This is a genomic window from Geobacter sp. (assembly GCA_009684525.1).
Classification (GTDB): domain Bacteria; phylum Desulfobacterota; class Desulfuromonadia; order Geobacterales; family DSM-12255; genus Geoanaerobacter.
Genome location: WKKR01000002.1, coordinates 266637 through 282133, shown reverse-complemented (window position 1 = coordinate 282133; position 15497 = coordinate 266637). Strand labels below are relative to the sequence as shown.

Sequence of the window (15497 nt, the reverse complement as noted above, 5' to 3'; positions counted from 1 at the left end):
ATCTGCGAACAGGCTCTGGCTCAGCATACATGCACTACGTTCAAGCCGGCTTCTGCGGTCGCGCCCGCGTCATACGAGGCTGGTCTTGTTGATCGGCAGCTGGCGAATCCGCTTGCCGGTTATGCTGAACAGTGCGTTGCAGAGCGCCGGAGCAATGGGAGGGACTCCCGGCTCGCCCACGCCGGTCGGCAGCCCTTCGCTCTGCACGAGATGGACATGGGTCTCATAGGGGGCATCCCGCATCCGCGCCACCGGGTAGTCGTTGTAATTGGACTGCTGGATCATCCCCTTGGCCGCAGTGATCTCCCCCATCAGGGCCAGGCTTGCGCCGAACACCGCTGCCCCTTCGAACTGCGCCCGCACCCGTTCCGGGTGTACCACCCGACCCGCATCCACTGCCACGTCCAGTCGCGGGATGCTGATCCGTCCCTTGCCGTCCACCACCACATCGGCAACCACGGCGATATAGCTTAAGAAACTCCGGTGCGCGGCAAACCCGAGCGCGCGCCCCTTTTCCGGTTTCCGCTTTGCCCAGCCGGACTTCTCCGCCACCACTTCGACCACCCGCCGCAGGCGACCCGTCTCCCATGGGTACTGATCGATCGGTTGCCCGTAGTTGGCGTATGTCGTCCCTTCGGCCGCGAAATCGATGGTGCGCGGCTTGCCCAGCAGATCGAGGAAATACTCGATCCGGTCTCGGCCCGCAGCCGCTGCCAGCTCGTCCACGAACGACTGAACCGCAAAGGCATGGTAGATGTTGGCCACCGAACGGAGCCAGCCGATGCGCACGTGGTTCCTTGCCGGTCCGTTCTCGGCGCGCAGGTTGGGAATCACGAACGGCACATCCACCCATCCCTGGGCCATCTCGCTGTCCGCGGCGTAGGTCGCCGTGGCATCGAAGGTCGACGGGATCGGCGGGAAGGCGCACCGCTGCAGCCACGCCGTCGGCCGTCCCCGCTCATCCGTCGCCGCCTTCAGGTAGAGCGCCGCCACGGTGTGGTAAAAGTCGTGGCGGATGTCGTCCTCGCGACTCCAGGTCACCTGCACCGGCTTGCCGACCATCTTCGACAGGATCGCCGCCTCAGCCACGTAATCCGGTTTCGATTTCCGGCCAAAGCCGCCACCGAGGAGCGTCACATGGCAGGTCACATCCTGCTTCGCGATCCCCACGGCCTTGGCCACCGTCTCCTGCACTGCCTGCGGGTTCTGGGTCGCGGCCCAAGTCGTGACCTTGCCGTTTTTGTATTCGGCCACCACTGCCGGCGGCTCCATCGTGGCATGGGCGAGATGGGGGACGTAATACTCTGCCTCGTGAATCGTCCCCCCCTTGGCAAAAATCGCATCCACGTCGCCGATGGTTCGCACTGCCTTTTGCGGCTTTCGTACGGTCTCCAGCAGCGACTTCCTGAAGGCCTCCGAGTCGTAGCTGGCGTTGTCGCCCGGCTCCCAGACGACCTTAAGCTTCTGCCGTCCCTGTTGCGCCGCCCAGGTGCTGTCGGCAATCACCGCGACCCCTCCCAGGGCCTGGAACCCGTAGGGTGGTTTCGCCGCTTCGATCACCACGGTCCGGAGCACCCCTTTGACCTTGCGCGCTTCCTTGTCGTCGTAGGATTTCAGCCTGTCGCCGAGGACCGGCGACCGTTCGATGGAGGCATAGACCATCCCCGGCATCCGGGCGTCGATCCCGAAGGTCGCCTTGCCGGTGCAGATGTCCGAAAGATCGACGATCGGCACTCCCTTGCCGATATAGCGGAACTCGGCCGGCGTCTTCAGGCGCAGCTCTTCGTTGCGGGGCACCGGTTGCTTGGCGGCAAGGGATACCAGTTCCCCGAAACCGAGGCTCCGGCCATCAACATGCACGACCTGGTGGTTGCGCGCCCGGCATTCGGCAACCGGTACTCCCCACCTGGCTGCGGCCGCATGCTCCAGCATCACCCGCGCCGACGCACCCGCCCGGCGCAAGGCGTCGTAGAAGTCGCGGATCGACTTTGAGCCATCGGTATTCTGGTCGCCATACTTTGGATCGCCGATCGCCTGTTCGATCCGGACCCGCTGCCAGTCGGCTTCCAGTTCGTCGGCAGCCACCATCGGCAGCGCGGTGCGGATCCCCGTCCCCATCTCCGAGCGATGGGCGATGATGATCACCGTGCCGTCCGGCTCGATCCCCAGGTAGACGCCGGGGGACCACTTCTCCTCCGCCGCCAGCGCCCCGAGCGCTTCATTGGGGAAGATCCGCACACAGAGGATCAGCGCCCCTGCCGAAAACGTCACCTTGAGGAAACCGCGCCTGCTGACACGCAACACGCTGTTCATGGCTTCACCCCCGCTGCCAGCTTGATCCCCTGGCGGATGCGCTGGTACGTTCCGCAGCGACAGATGTTCCCCTGCATGGCCTCGTCGATCTCCCGGTCCGTCGGTTTCGGCTTCCCTTCGAGAAGCGCTGCCGCCTGCATGAGCTGGCCGCTCTGGCAGTACCCGCACTGCGGCACGTCGCACTCCTGCCACGCCTTCTGCAGCGGGTGATCCCCTGTGGCGCTCAGACCCTCGATGGTCACGATCTTCTTCCCTGCCACGCTCTGCATCGTGGTTATGCAGCTGCGCGCCGCCTCGCCGTTGATCTGCACCGTGCAGGCGCCGCAGAGCCCCTCGCCGCAGCCGTATTTCGTACCGTACAGGTGGAGTGTGTCGCGGAGATACCATAGCAGTGGCATTTCAGGATCACCGACAAACGAATGGGTAACGCCATTGACTGTGAGCATCATCTTTTTCATCGTGCCTCCCTTCCTTTTCCGGTTGGTCGCCTTGTGGTTTTCCCTGCATATCTGCCGGCCGCCTGACTGGCAACGCCGTGAAATCCCCCTGTCTATAGGCTACCAAAGGCAGTTTGCAGCTGCCCGGCCATAAAGCAATGCCTGAAACAGAAATCGGCCGAATCGCTCGGGGACTCTGTTTGATAGTATCCCGGCAACCCGGCCGACTGAATCATCGCCAATATCAGTGGGCGATCTTAGTCCCGTGGCTTTCCGTCCCCCGGTCACCCAGAGTTTGGCATTTATGCGTGTTTTTCTATACTACACCTGGCCGCCCCCCTGTCAATTCCGCCAGGGCGATTTCTTCCTTTTGACAGAATAAATATCGCTACTTAGCCCATTTAGCGGGATCACCGTCACCCGGCGAAAAAGGCTCCGCGATGGGCATCCCTGCGACCTGACAGACCGGCTTGCCCGCCGCCATCTCCGAGGAAAACTGGCAGAGGATCGGCTGCACCTCTGTCGCCTTCTGCTACACTTACAGTATCTCGGGAACGAGCAGCGGGGCGTTTCATATCCCCGCGGAGGTAGTCATGGAGATCGTTGCTGCCATATCGGGCATTGCCCTGATCATCCTGGTTCTCTGGGAGGGATTCGAAACCATTGTCCTGCCGCGCCGGGTAACGCGACGCTTTCGTCTCACCCGGTTTTTCTACCGGAGCAGCTGGCGCCCCTGGGTGAAGATGGTCAAGGCACTGGTTCCTGTCCGGCGGCGGGAGACCTGGCTCAGCTACTTCGGGCCGCTGTCGCTCCTCTTGCTCCTGAGTATCTGGGCTGGCGGGCTGATCTGCGGCTTCGCCTTCATTCATTGGGCACTCGGCTCGGCTGTACTCGACAGGGACGGCGGCACCGGGTTCCTCACCGACCTCTACCTGAGCGGCACCACCTTTTTCACCCTTGGGCTGGGAGATGTCGTTCCCCGCACCTCCCTGGCGCGCCTGCTCGTAGTCGTCGAATCGGGGATGGGATTTGCCTTTCTCGCCCTGGTGATCGGCTACCTGCCAGCCCTCAACCAGTCGTTCGCCCGCCGCGAGGTGAGCATCTCACTCCTCGACGCCCGCGCCGGCTCGCCTCCCACCGCATCAGAAATGCTCCGGCGGCATGGCCACGAACGGGGGAAAGAGGCCCTGCGGCAGCTTCTCCATGAATGGGAACGCTGGTCGTCGGAATTGCTCGAAGGGCATCTCTCCTATCCGGTCCTTGCCTATTTCCGTTCCCAGCACGACAATCAGTCATGGCTCGCAGCCCTCACCGCGATCCTTGACACCTGTGCCCTGATCATTGCCGGCCTGGAAGGGGCCTGCGAACGGCAGGCCGAACTCACCTTCGCCATGGCCCGCCACTCCATGATCGATCTTTCCTTGGTATTCAGGACCAGTCCACGGGAACCGAACCCCGACCGGCTGCCACCGGAAAAACTGACGGAGCTGCGCCTGCTTCTGGACGGCTACGGGCAGAAACTGCGGGAAGGTGACGCCGTTGACCGTAAACTGAGGGAACTGCGGCAGCTCTACGAACCTTACGTGCAGGCCCTGGCGATCCACTTTCAGGTGAGACTCCCCCCCTGGATCGCCGAGGAAAACTGGGTGGACAACTGGCAAGGAAGTTTTTGGGACCCTCCCGACAAGAACGGCACCCTGGCAGGGAAGACTACTGCCGATCATTTCTGAGCCATCTCAGAGTGGCAACGCCTGTTGTTACATTTTCTGCCGCTGGGCTACCGGCATGAAATAACTTTTTTGTTTGGCGTGAACCGGTCAGACATGGCGCACACAGCCCCAACACGGCAGACTGTCGCATGTGTCAGGCATGGCAGGTCTGCTCCACGGCAAAGTTCAGCCCCCTAATTTTTCATTGACACAAACCCAAGCCCATGGTAGATATGCAGCTCTATTCCCCAGTAGCTCAGTCGGTAGAGCGGGTGGCTGTTAACCACCATGTCCGTGGTTCGAGTCCGCGCTGGGGAGCCAATAAAATGAGGCACTTACGTTAAATCGTGAGTGCCTTTTTCGTTTATGGTGCTTCAGCAATGGACGCAGGTTGGCGCGAAGCAATGGGATTCGTATTCGGGAATTATTCTCTGCATATCGGGATACTGCATCCTCTATTGACAATACTTTGGATAAAGGCTTAGAGTTCGGAAACCAATCCAAGGGTACCTGATGAAATTTGTGTCAATCATAATGATTCTGCTCTATTTGATGCTCCCGGTGGCGTGCCTGGCGCATCCCTGCTCATCGCTTGGCGAAATTGCTCATGTTGATGCATCGCTAGACGTCGAATCAGACCAAAACAATGCATGTCCGGTCAATCATGATGATGACGATTGCGAAACAACCTGCTGCTGTGCCGGTCATATAATGGCATCGGCATTGCCGGAAGTATCATTGCCCTATCAGAAAGACAGATTCTCACTGTATGCACCGCACCTAGCTCTCCCCCGCATTATCGACAGGATATTCGTCCCGCCGCAGAACATTGCCTGATTTCCCGTAATTGCTTGCAGAATCTGCAGTAACATCTCGGATTAATGACTATGAACGGATGGTCGCTTAAAATTTTGAAGCGGCTGATTGTGGCGATAATAGGCGTGACGATTCTTATTATCGGAATTGCCATGATTGTTCTGCCCGGACCAGCCATAATTGCCATTCCGCTGGCACTGGTAATACTCGCAACCGAGTTTGCTTGGGCACGAAGGGCATTGCATCGAGTACGCAACCATATACAAAGCAGAAACTACAAAAATAACCACAAGGAGCAATATCCATGAAATGTCCAGTTTGCACAGGTGTAGACCTTAAAATTGCCGAACGTCAGGGAGTGGAGATAGACTATTGCCCGGAATGCCGTGGTATCTGGCTTGACAGGGGAGAATTGGACAAGATTTTAGAGCGGTCGTATACTCAGCAGTCAGCATACGTACAACCGGAGCAACCATGCAATCAGCAGCCATATCCGCAGCAGCATTACGATAAGCATCATGACAAACATCACGACAAGCATGGCTACGATCATCAGGGCGGGTACCACAGAAAAAAATCGTGGCTGGCAGAACTGTTCGACTAGAAAGCATAACTCAACGGTTAGTGACAGCCCATTGCGGGAGGAATCCTTTTGATGAATCGAGTGGTAACAATTGCAGTTGCCTCAGTATTATTGATAGTATCCGGTTGTTCATCCGAGAAACCGCCGGAACCTGTAAAAACAATGCCCGCTATCGTTCTCTCAACGGCCGACAAGGAGAAGCTTGCAGCTTTCCAGAAAGAGATCCTTAACATCGAAGGTCTCACTGGTAAGGCACTCATTCTGGCTGGAGAAGAATTGAAAAATGTCCTAAAAGGAGGGGAGATTTCCATCAATCTCCCAGCCATCGTTGACAAAGCACAGACCGAATGCCTGAAAGCCGGTGAATCACTGGCAAAGAAGGCAGTTCCCGAAGCACTGCCGCCAGAGGCAAAGAGACTGCTTGACGAGAGCAAAACAGGCTTGATTGCTTCCTACACGGCATACGCAGCATCATTTGATGCCGTAAAGAGTTTTGCTGCCGACAAGAATCCGATGGCTCTTCTGGAATATCGAAAGAAGAATGCCGAGGCCCAACAACAGCTAAAGGGAGCTACGGAAAAGCTGAAGCAGATTATGGCCGCCACCGGAGTTACGCAATGATGCAATCACATGAAGTACAACAAGCAAAAAGCAGAGCAGCCGTTTTCTCCATTACCTCGAACTCGATACTGATAGTCCTCAAGCTGATTGTCGGCATCATGATGCAATCTGTCAGCGTCATTTCAGAAGCAGTTCATTCCGGACTCGACCTTGTGGCAGCAATCATCGCCTGGTTTTCAGTCCGAGAGTCGGGCAAGCCTGCCGACGATGAGCATCGGTTCGGGCATGGCAAGATTGAGAATGTAGCCGGGACCATTGAGGCGGTGCTCATCTTCGGTGCGGCGTTCTACATCATCGGGGAGGCGATTCACAAGCTGCGGTTAGGCGTCGTAGAGGTTGAAAGCCTGGGCCTTGGTGCTCTGGTCATGCTGGTTTCAGCGGTAGCCAACTACTTTGTCTCGCGCTATCTGCTCAATGTGGCCGTCAAAACAGATTCAGTCGCGCTGGAAGCCGATGCCATGCATTTGCGCACAGATGTCTACACCTCAGTCGGCGTTCTTGGCGGTCTTATAGCAATCAAGCTTACCGGCATAGCAATGCTCGACCCGATAATTGCGATTGTCGTAGCATTGATGATCATCAAGGCGGCGTGGGACCTCACCAAGGCTGCCTTCTTTCATATCCTGGATGTAAAGCTCCCTGATGATGAAGAGGCGCTGATTCATGAAGTGATGGAAAAATACAACGGCAGGATTATCGAATATCACAAGCTCCGCACCCGAAAGTCGGGCCATATCAGACATATTGACATGCACCTTGTTGTCCCGAAGCAGATGACGGTCGAAGCGGGGCACACATTGACCCATCAGATAACTGCCGATATTGAAAAATGCCTCGCACACAGCAATATCCTTGTCCATATCGAGCCATGTCCTGGAGGATGTGAATCGTGTGCTGTTGAATGCCCAAAACTGGGGATGGTAATAGGGTAGAGTGATTCCATGGGGGAACAGATCCGAAGCTAATGAAGGTTATTCTTTGTGATCATGTGGAATCGTCATTTTCTCTGAAATGTCTACGGTAACTTCCCAGTTCTCTGTATCAGCAAGTTTGGGGAGCCATATACACGACGGCCGATTTCTTCCCGGAAATCGGCCGTTTTGTTTTTCACTCTCCACGCAATCAAGCCCAACTTTTCATTAATTACCATCATATTCGACTATACTTAGCCATAACATATTCCATTTCAAATAATTGATTGTCACAAGTATGCGTAATGACAGTCATCATTATTTCTGTTTCTATATGTGTTGAAATTTATACTGCTTCCATCAGTTTTGTGTTGCCTCTTCCTTGAAGAAGGTGTAGTAATCCACACAGATTCAGTATGTTGGGCCAATTGCTATAGTTCCGTAATCGGTAATGAAGAGGATGTTACCACGAAGGGAAAAGGTCAGGGTCAGCGTGGATGTGGTTGATATACTGTTTCCGAAATTCCCGCACGGTTCCTATCTTCTCGACTTCAGCAACAGCATTAAACATAGCTTTATTATTTCAGGCAAAACGTATTGAACGAAAATACAAATGGCATTTCTTCAAATAATCTCTCGTTAGCGTTAATGAATCCTTTAGGTACATCCCAACCAGTCAGTTGGACACCGCTAGCCCGTAAAGACTTGGCTTTCGGGTCAACTGCCGAACCGTTGCGATACTTCGCTAATTACCCTTATTTTTTTAAGGTTCACATCATAGTTATCAGATAATTCAGGAGACGGCATGTACTTACACCATATCTACGCCCATAACTTTCGTGCCTTTGGAGATGGTACATCATCGCCAGTTTTGAACTGGGAACTGAATAAAGGCATGAACATCTTGATTGGCGAGAATGACGCAGGAAAGTCTGCCATCATTGACGCTATTCGGCAGGTGCTATGGACGACCAGCTTCGAATCAGTGCGTCTCTATGAGCAAGATTTCCACGTTGAGGGCGCAAACCGGGCTGAAACTCTTACTATTGAGGCGACGTTCAAGGACTTGTCTTCTGAACAAGAATCTACTGTCCTAGAGTGGCTGACCTACGAGAAAGATGGATCACGTAGCCTCATACTGAATTTACAGGCGAGGCGCCAACTCATTCAAGAAAAGCGCTGGGGGCGAATCCACATTACTGTTTGTGCTGGGCAGAATGGAACTGGGCCTGAAGTCGGTCATGCAGTAAGAGAGCTAGTTCGCGCAACTTATCTTAGACCGCTACGTGACGCTGAACTTGAGCTAAAGCCAGGCCGACAATCCCGTCTATCCCAAATTCTTGGGGCTCATGAGCTGTTTTCTGATCAGCATATGAGTGATTTTGACCCGAGTAATCCTGAATCTCGACCGAAAACGCTCGTCGGACTTATGGATCATGCCCAGCACCATATAGGCGAACATCAGGCAATTAGCGCTGTTGAGGACCACATAAACGATAATTATCTAAGTCGCATGAGTCTTGCTGGAGATGAGTTGATATCGGCAATCCGAATTGCTGGTGATACAAGCCTTGCACAGATTCTTCAGCGATTCGAACTTGCCTTGCTTCCTCCTGGAGGTGTTGCATCAACCGAATACTGTCAACGTGGGCTTGGTTACAATAACGCACTTTTTATGGCCACAGAACTTGTGCTCCTGCGAAGAGGCGATGAGTTAGGGCTATTACTCGTAGAGGAGCCAGAAGCACATCTTCATCCGCAACTACAAGTCAGGGTTATGGAACTTCTTCAGCAACCTCCAACACAGGACGAACAACAGATCCAGGTAGTGATGAGTACGCACAGTCCATCACTTGCTGCTGGCGCCGATATAGAGGACATGATTCTAGTCCATAAAGCAAAAACTTATCCTTTAAGGCCTGAATGTACGAGGTTAGCAAAAACTGATTACGGATATTTGCGCCGCTTCATTGATGCAACAAAGTCCAACCTCTTTTTCGCGAGAGGGGTGGCAATAGTCGAAGGGCCTGCCGAGGCGCTGCTATTGCCGGCTATTGCAGAAATGGCCGGACTCTCATTCTCCGAATTTGGTATCTCAGTAGTCAATGTAGGCGATGTGGGCCTGTACCACTACGCACGCATTTTCCAGAGGCAAAAGGCCGATGAAGCTATACCCGTTCCAGTGGCTTGCATAACTGACCGTGACATAGTCCCTGATGTAGCAAATAACTACGTTTCGAAGCCAGCCAGGAGGAAACGGTTCGAAAGTGACTATGGCTCAGACGAAGCAGCTGCAGCTGTTAAAAGAAAGGTGGATCGTGTCGAGTCACCCGACAGTCCGAGTGTGAAAGTGTTTGTGTCTGACTACTGGACTCTCGAGTACGATCTGGCGAGAGCGGGACTTGCAGAACTAATGCATCAAGCTATAAAGCTTGCACAGAAGGCAAAAACAATGGGTGAGCGGCTCGATAAGGGAGATGAAACTGCTGCACTTACTGAAGCGGCCACAGAGTGGAAGGCACTTCAGGATCGAGCTCTTCCGGCTGAGAGCCTTGCTTCAACTGTGTACCAACCACTTTATGAAGAAGATGCGTCTAAGGCGGTTACTGCACAATATGCAGCTAAGCTGTTGCGCACTGGAAAGTACGGCAATGGAGATGCATTATTAAATCTGTTACCTAGGTACGTTAAATGCGCCCTGCGGCATTTGACCGGAACTGTTGATCCCGTAGCTGATACTAAGTAAGGACCACACATGACTCTTCCAGTTATTGAGCCGTCTGACCTAGAACAGTTGTCGAGACTGTTCCCCGACCTGGACTTTACAGATGCAGAGCGCCGGTCAGTTCTGGTTGAGTCTGCAACAATAGATATTCAAGCTGCCCCTGGCAGCGGAAAGACGACGTTACTCGCTGCCAAGTTGACCCTGTTAGCGCAGAAATGGCCACTTGCTGATCGAGGAATATGCGTACTCAGCCATACCAATGTCGCTAGAGATGAAATTACTAAACGCATCAGCATGACAGTCGCTGGGGCAAGACTCCTATGCTATCCACATTTTGTCGGGACCATCCACGCATTTGTTAACCAGTTTTTGGCGCTGCCACTCCTTCGAAGCGATGGTGAATCTGTTGACATTATCGACAACGAAGTTTTCGCTGCACGTGCACTTTCAATGCTGCCAAGAAAATATACGTTAAATGCTTGGGTAAAACGCAATCCGAATCAAGGCCCTGACGCTATTACTACGCTACGCTATGAAGGCCCAGACCTTAAATTAGGGTGGGAACTCGGAGGGCTGCCAGGAATCGGGACTCCCACGTACAACGAGGCAAAAGATCTAAAAAATGCACTGCGCAAGCGAGGGGTGTTCCGTCACGACGACATGTTCGCATTTGCTGAGAGACTCCTGCAACGGTTTCCGGAGCTGACAACAAGACTTTCGTGGCGGTTCCCTTTGGTACTAATTGATGAGATGCAAGACACAAGCTGGGCGCAGGAAGACCTATTATCCCGGGTTTTCGACAGCTCTGTCGTAATGCAGCGATTTGGAGATCGCAATCAACGTATTTTGAGTTCGTCGAAAGACTCAGACAAACTAAGCTTTCCGAAAGCTGGATACCTTAGTGTAATAACGACAAAGCGATTCCCTGAAGCGATTGCAGCAGCGGTAAGGACTGTACAAGAGCATGGCGAACCTGTAGCAGCTGGTCCAGGGAATTGCGTACCGTCACCGGTGCTCATGCTCTATGACACTGATAAGGCGACATCTGTAATTGAAGTATTTGGGAAACAAGTACTTCAAACGCTGTCAGACGAAATTCTCAGTTCAGGAGCAGTCAAGGCTATTTGTGCTCGTAAGCAAGGAGAGGCGAACAAAGATGCTGGGCGGCACCTCGTTGACTATTGGCCTACATATGTCAGTGAGGGTGTGACTGCTAAAGGCGAGGAAAGTGTCTTTCTGATGCTTGCAGACCTTCCGAGTATGGGAGTGTCGCAACTTGATCTTTACGGTCGAAGTATCAACGTGAAACGGGCCGTACTGCTGGCACTTAGAAGAGCCGGATGCCGAGAGGCAGCTGGCATCCGAGACGCGTCGAGATTATTACATAAGCTAGAAGCTGCTGGAGCAGATTGTGCCCCAGTACGATTGTTGTGTCATGAACTTACCGTTGGTCGAGGTCACACTGCTGATGCTGCTGCATGGTCAGCGACTTTGGACCTGATGTACACACGACTCAGCCCGCTCCTGCTTGACGGAATGAGCCAGAGCGATTTTGCGGCTCTCCCGTTGTTTGCGACCCCTACAAAAACATCATTAGCCACTTTAATGTCGAATGAGTGTATGGTGAGCATGGGCGACCGTTCTGTCTGTGTTCAGATTGGTACTGTTGCTTCAGCGAAAGGGGAGACTCATGTGGCAACGCTTGTGCTCGAAGCGTATGGCGGTCAAGCAAGGTGCTTCGATTTAGAAAAAGCTATAGCCAGTATTAGCGTCGGCACGTCAATTGGACCAAAAGCGTCAAACACCCTTAAGGGACTTTACCGAAATCTCTACGTTGCGATGTCACGCCCAACACACCTTTTGTGTTTAGCTATGAATAAGGTTCGAGTGAAACAGGAACATGTAGAAGCACTGACTGCAAAAGGTTGGGTGGTAATTGAGATTTAGGAGAGAGCAAAGGCGTCAAACACTTTTGACAGATCCAGAAGGCATTTGCAAATATAAGGGGTTCTCAGCCAGGGAAATGGACACCGACCGCCGGGCGGGTCATTTCCACGGCCCATTGTGCAACTTCACCCCGCTTCAGATCCCCCCATCCAACGTCAGGCGCAATTTTGCAATATCGCGCACCGGCGGTGCCCCAAACATGCGGTTGTATTCTCGACTGAACTGCGATGGGCTCTCGTAGCCTACCTGGAATGCGGCATTTGCGGCATCCAGCCGTTCTGCCAGCATGAGCCGCCTGGCTTCCTGCAGACGCAGCTGCTTCTGATACTGCAACGGACTGAGAGCGGTCAGCGACCGGAAGTGATGATGGAAGGTGGACGTGCTCATGTTTGCCTGCGCCGCAAGCTCGTCCATGCTGACGGACTGGGAGTAGTTGCTGTGCAACCATCCGATCGCCTTGGCGATCTGCTGGCTCTGGCTCCCCGCGGTGGCAATCTGGCGCAACCGCTCACCCTGATCCCCCACCAACAACCGATAGATGATTTCCCGCTGGATGACCGGTGCCAGGATCGGGATGTCTTTTTCATCCGCAAGCAGGTCGATCAATCGTATAAATGCGTTGACTAACTGCAGCGTCACCTCGCCGGTCGCCATCCCGCGGCTTGACTGCTGGGGCCGCGGCTGCGGCAGGTTGCTGTCCACCATCAGCTGCGAAACCTCGCGCAGATCGAATTTTAGCCTGAGCCCGAGATAGGGCTTTTCCGGGCTGGCCTCGATAACCTGCACGATTGTCGGCAGGTGCACCGAGGTAATCAGGTAGTGGTGGGCATCATAGACATAGGTGTCATCGCCGAGCAGCACACGCTTGGCCCCCTGCGAAACCAGGCAGACGCTCGGTTCGTACATGCCGCTGATCGGTTCGGTCGGGGCCTCCCGGCGAAATAGGGACAGGCCCGGAACGGCAGTTGCGTACACCTCTCTCTGCTCGGTCCATCTGGCAATGGCCCTGTTGAGATCGCCGGTGGCACCAGCCAGGCCCGCACCCTGAAGATCCCGCTGATTAGTATTATTTTTCATGATGTTCTCCTGTCGCAATACTACCCAACCCCTCCCGACGTTACAATCTTTTTTCAGGGTCACGCAGGATCAGGCAATAATTCGACAGGATCGGTCTATCACCCTTGCGACTATCGGGAGTAGGATACGATCATCGACACGGCAGTTTGTTCAGATGAGAGGAGACGACAGATGCAAAAACGTACCTTGGGAAAGAGCGGGCTGGAGGTTTCTGCCATCGGGCTCGGTTGCATGGGGATGAGCTTTTCCTATGGCCCCCCGAAAGACAAGAAGGAGATGATTGCCCTCATGCGTACCGCAGTGGAGCGCGGTGTTACCTTCTTTGATACCGCGGAGGTCTACGGCCCCTTTACCAACGAGGAGCTCGTCGGCGAGGCTTTGGCGCCGCTTCGCGATCAGGTGGTTATCGCAACGAAGTTTGGCTTCAATACGAGCGTTGACCCCCGCTCGACTGCTGGAAACGGGCCGGCGTTGAACAGCCGCCCTGAGCAGATCAAGAAAGTGGCCGAGGCATCGCTCAAACGTCTCAGGACCGATGTTATCGATCTTTTTTACCAGCATCGGGTGGACCCGAATGTGCCGATAGAAGACGTGGCAGGGGCGGTAAAGGAGTTGATCCAGGAAGGCAAGGTCAAGCACTTTGGTCTGTCGGAGGCTGGCATTCAAACCGTCCGCCGCGCCCATGCCGTTCAGCCGGTCGCTGCGGTGCAGAACGAATACTCGCTCTGGTTCCGGCGGCCGGAAGAAGGATTGCTGCAGACCCTGGAAGAGCTGGGGATCGGCCTCGTTCCCTACAGCCCGCTGGGCAAGGGATTCCTCACCGGTACCATGAATGAAACGACTTCCTTCGACAGTACCGACTTCCGCAGCATTCTTCCTCGGTTTACACCCGAGGCATTAAAGGCGAATCAGGCATTGGTTGATCTGTTAGGCCGAATCGCAGCAGCAAAGAAGGCACCGCCTGCCCAGATCGCCCTTGCCTGGTTGCTGGCCCGGAAACCGTGGATCGTGCCGATTCCTGGCACCACCAAGCTGGGTCGCCTGGATGAGAACATCGGCGCCGACGCCGTCGAACTCACGGCCGACGATCTCCGCAAGATCGACAGCGCTGCCGCCCAGATCACGGTGCAGGGAGCGCGGTACCCGGAAAAACTTGAACAGTTAACCGGCCGCTGACCGGTTATAGCTATCGTCGACACGAGATCACAACCGACAGGAGGAACCCATGTACCAAGCAAAAGCCTATTCCGTTGCCAACGCCACAGCACCGTTCACATCAGACTTAATCCAGCGCCGTGAAACGACCGAGCGCGACGTCCAGATTGAAATTCTCTTCTGCGGCATCTGTCACTCCGACCTGCACACCGCCCGTGACGAATGGCGCAGCGTCATGCCCACAACCTATCCGTGCGTCCCCGGCCATGAGATCGTCGGCCGGGTTACCACGGTCGGCTCGGCCGTAACCAACTTCAAAGCGGGGGATCTTGTCGGCGTCGGCTGCATGGTCGATTCCGATCATGTCTGCCCCACCTGCCAGGATCATCAGGAGCAGTTCTGCCACAACGCTACCTTTACCTACAACTCCCCGGACAGGCACGGGACAGCGCCGGTCACCTATGGCGGCTATTCCGAGAGCATCGTCGTCGATGAGCGTTTCGTGCTGCGCGTACCGGGGAATCTCGACCTGGCCGGGGTTGCGCCGCTGCTCTGTGCCGGGATCACCACCTACTCACCGATCCGCCGCTGGGGCGACATCACCGGAAAGAAAGTCGGGGTGGTCGGTCTCGGCGGTCTCGGTCATATGGGGGTCAAATTCGCCCGTGCCCTCGGTGCCCATGTGGTGGTTTTCACCACCTCGCCGGGCAAGAGAGAAGATGCCCTGCGCCTGGGCGCCCATGACGTCATCATCTCCACCAATCAGGAAGAGATGAAACAGCATGCCGGTACCTTCAACTTCATCCTCGACACCATTTCCACGGATCACGACATCAACGCCTACATCAACATGCTCGGACTGGAAGGCAACATCACGCTGCTTGGCGGCGTGGAGTCACCGCTCCAACTCTCGGCATTCGCGCTCCTGTTCGGCCGCAAAAGCATATCCGGCTCCCTGATCGGCGGCATCAAGGAAACCCAGGAGATGCTCGACTTCTGCGGCCAGCACAACATTACCTCGGACGTCGAAATCATCCCGATCCAGCAGATCAACGCGGCCTACGAGCGACTGGTCAAGTCGGATGTGAAGTACCGCTTCTCCATCGACATGGCGTCGCTCAAGGCCGAGTAACGTCGAACCAGATGGCTGGTCGTCACGGGCGTAGGGCGGCCAGCCGCTGCAGTCCCAGCGGCTCAAACCCT

Annotated in this window: 13 protein-coding genes, 1 tRNA gene and 1 riboswitch; of the genes, 11 read left to right on the top strand and 3 right to left on the bottom strand. The window is 54.9% G+C overall.

Annotated elements, in window-relative coordinates; translation table 11 throughout:
- Positions 1–69: 69 nt before the first annotated feature.
- Together GJT30_07575 and GJT30_07570 are read right to left on the bottom strand one after the other, a co-directional pair.
- Complete coding sequence (locus GJT30_07575; protein MSM39463.1) at positions 70–2313, bottom strand: molybdopterin-dependent oxidoreductase; 2244 nt, start codon at positions 2311–2313, stop codon at positions 70–72.
- Positions 2310–2771, bottom strand: coding sequence for a 2Fe-2S iron-sulfur cluster binding domain-containing protein (locus GJT30_07570; GenBank protein MSM39462.1), 462 nt, complete (start codon positions 2769–2771; stop codon positions 2310–2312). Before GJT30_07570 ends, GJT30_07575 begins: the two co-directional genes overlap by 4 nt.
- A gap of 189 nt (positions 2772–2960) precedes the next feature.
- A riboswitch (cyclic di-GMP riboswitch) is annotated at positions 2961–3060 on the bottom strand.
- Positions 3061–3343: 283 nt separating this feature from the next.
- Here GJT30_07570 and GJT30_07565 point away from each other — a divergent pair.
- The 9 genes from GJT30_07565 to GJT30_07525 all read left to right on the top strand — a co-directional run bounded on the left by GJT30_07565 (position 3344) and on the right by GJT30_07525 (position 12062).
- Positions 3344–4480 (top strand): two pore domain potassium channel family protein, encoded by a 1137-nt coding sequence (locus GJT30_07565; GenBank protein MSM39461.1) that lies wholly within the window; start codon positions 3344–3346, stop codon positions 4478–4480.
- Between the two features lie 224 nt (positions 4481–4704).
- Positions 4705–4780: transfer RNA gene (locus GJT30_07560), tRNA-Asn, on the top strand.
- 192 nt (positions 4781–4972) lie between these two features.
- A complete protein-coding gene (locus tag GJT30_07555) occupies positions 4973–5296 on the top strand; it encodes a hypothetical protein (protein MSM39460.1) in 324 nt (107 codons plus the stop codon).
- 50 nt (positions 5297–5346) lie between these two features.
- Entirely contained in the window at positions 5347–5583 is a 237-nt protein-coding gene (locus GJT30_07550; GenBank protein ID MSM39459.1) for a hypothetical protein, read from the top strand.
- On the top strand, positions 5580–5879 hold the full coding sequence (locus GJT30_07545) for a hypothetical protein (GenBank protein MSM39458.1): 300 nt from the start codon (positions 5580–5582) through the stop codon (positions 5877–5879). Before GJT30_07550 ends, GJT30_07545 begins: the two co-directional genes overlap by 4 nt.
- 51 nt (positions 5880–5930) lie before the next feature.
- Entirely contained in the window at positions 5931–6479 is a 549-nt protein-coding gene (locus GJT30_07540) for a hypothetical protein (GenBank protein MSM39457.1), read from the top strand.
- Positions 6476–7411, top strand: a complete 936-nt coding sequence (locus GJT30_07535) for a cation diffusion facilitator family transporter (protein ID MSM39456.1) — start codon at positions 6476–6478, stop codon at positions 7409–7411. Before GJT30_07540 ends, GJT30_07535 begins: the two co-directional genes overlap by 4 nt.
- A gap of 784 nt (positions 7412–8195) precedes the next feature.
- Complete coding sequence (locus GJT30_07530) at positions 8196–10136, top strand: AAA family ATPase (protein ID MSM39455.1); 1941 nt, start codon at positions 8196–8198, stop codon at positions 10134–10136.
- 9 nt (positions 10137–10145) lie between these two features.
- Positions 10146–12062: an AAA family ATPase gene (locus tag GJT30_07525; GenBank protein MSM39454.1), complete on the top strand. Its 1917-nt coding sequence runs from the start codon at positions 10146–10148 to the stop codon at positions 12060–12062.
- 135 nt (positions 12063–12197) lie between these two features.
- On the opposite strand, the gene GJT30_07520 is transcribed toward GJT30_07525, so the two are convergent.
- The gene (locus tag GJT30_07520) at positions 12198–13139 is read right to left on the bottom strand and encodes a helix-turn-helix domain-containing protein (protein ID MSM39453.1); all 942 of its coding nucleotides are present in this window, start codon (positions 13137–13139) and stop codon (positions 12198–12200) included.
- Between the two features lie 171 nt (positions 13140–13310).
- Between GJT30_07520 and GJT30_07515 the strand changes: the two genes are divergently transcribed.
- Both GJT30_07515 and GJT30_07510 read left to right on the top strand, forming a co-directional pair.
- Complete coding sequence (locus tag GJT30_07515) at positions 13311–14315, top strand: aldo/keto reductase (protein MSM39452.1); 1005 nt, start codon at positions 13311–13313, stop codon at positions 14313–14315.
- Positions 14316–14364: 49 nt separating this feature from the next.
- Positions 14365–15426 carry an alcohol dehydrogenase catalytic domain-containing protein gene (locus tag GJT30_07510; protein ID MSM39451.1) on the top strand — a complete coding sequence of 354 codons (1062 nt, stop codon included), beginning with the start codon at positions 14365–14367 and terminating at the stop codon, positions 15424–15426.
- Positions 15427–15497: the final 71 nt, after the last annotated feature.

Coding starts and splice junctions, on each gene's coding strand:
- GJT30_07535 (MSM39456.1), top strand. CDS start 6,476: ATGATGCAATCACATGAAGTACAACAAGCAAAAAGCAGAGCAGCCGTT.
- GJT30_07570 (MSM39462.1), bottom strand. CDS start 2,771: ATGAAAAAGATGATGCTCACAGTCAATGGCGTTACCCATTCGTTTGTC.
- GJT30_07565 (MSM39461.1), top strand. CDS start 3,344: ATGGAGATCGTTGCTGCCATATCGGGCATTGCCCTGATCATCCTGGTT.
- GJT30_07555 (MSM39460.1), top strand. CDS start 4,973: ATGAAATTTGTGTCAATCATAATGATTCTGCTCTATTTGATGCTCCCG.
- GJT30_07545 (MSM39458.1), top strand. CDS start 5,580: ATGAAATGTCCAGTTTGCACAGGTGTAGACCTTAAAATTGCCGAACGT.
- GJT30_07540 (MSM39457.1), top strand. CDS start 5,931: ATGAATCGAGTGGTAACAATTGCAGTTGCCTCAGTATTATTGATAGTA.
- GJT30_07550 (MSM39459.1), top strand. CDS start 5,347: ATGAACGGATGGTCGCTTAAAATTTTGAAGCGGCTGATTGTGGCGATA.
- GJT30_07530 (MSM39455.1), top strand. CDS start 8,196: ATGTACTTACACCATATCTACGCCCATAACTTTCGTGCCTTTGGAGAT.
- GJT30_07510 (MSM39451.1), top strand. CDS start 14,365: ATGTACCAAGCAAAAGCCTATTCCGTTGCCAACGCCACAGCACCGTTC.
- GJT30_07520 (MSM39453.1), bottom strand. CDS start 13,139: ATGAAAAATAATACTAATCAGCGGGATCTTCAGGGTGCGGGCCTGGCT.
- GJT30_07515 (MSM39452.1), top strand. CDS start 13,311: ATGCAAAAACGTACCTTGGGAAAGAGCGGGCTGGAGGTTTCTGCCATC.
- GJT30_07575 (MSM39463.1), bottom strand. CDS start 2,313: ATGAACAGCGTGTTGCGTGTCAGCAGGCGCGGTTTCCTCAAGGTGACG.
- GJT30_07525 (MSM39454.1), top strand. CDS start 10,146: ATGACTCTTCCAGTTATTGAGCCGTCTGACCTAGAACAGTTGTCGAGA.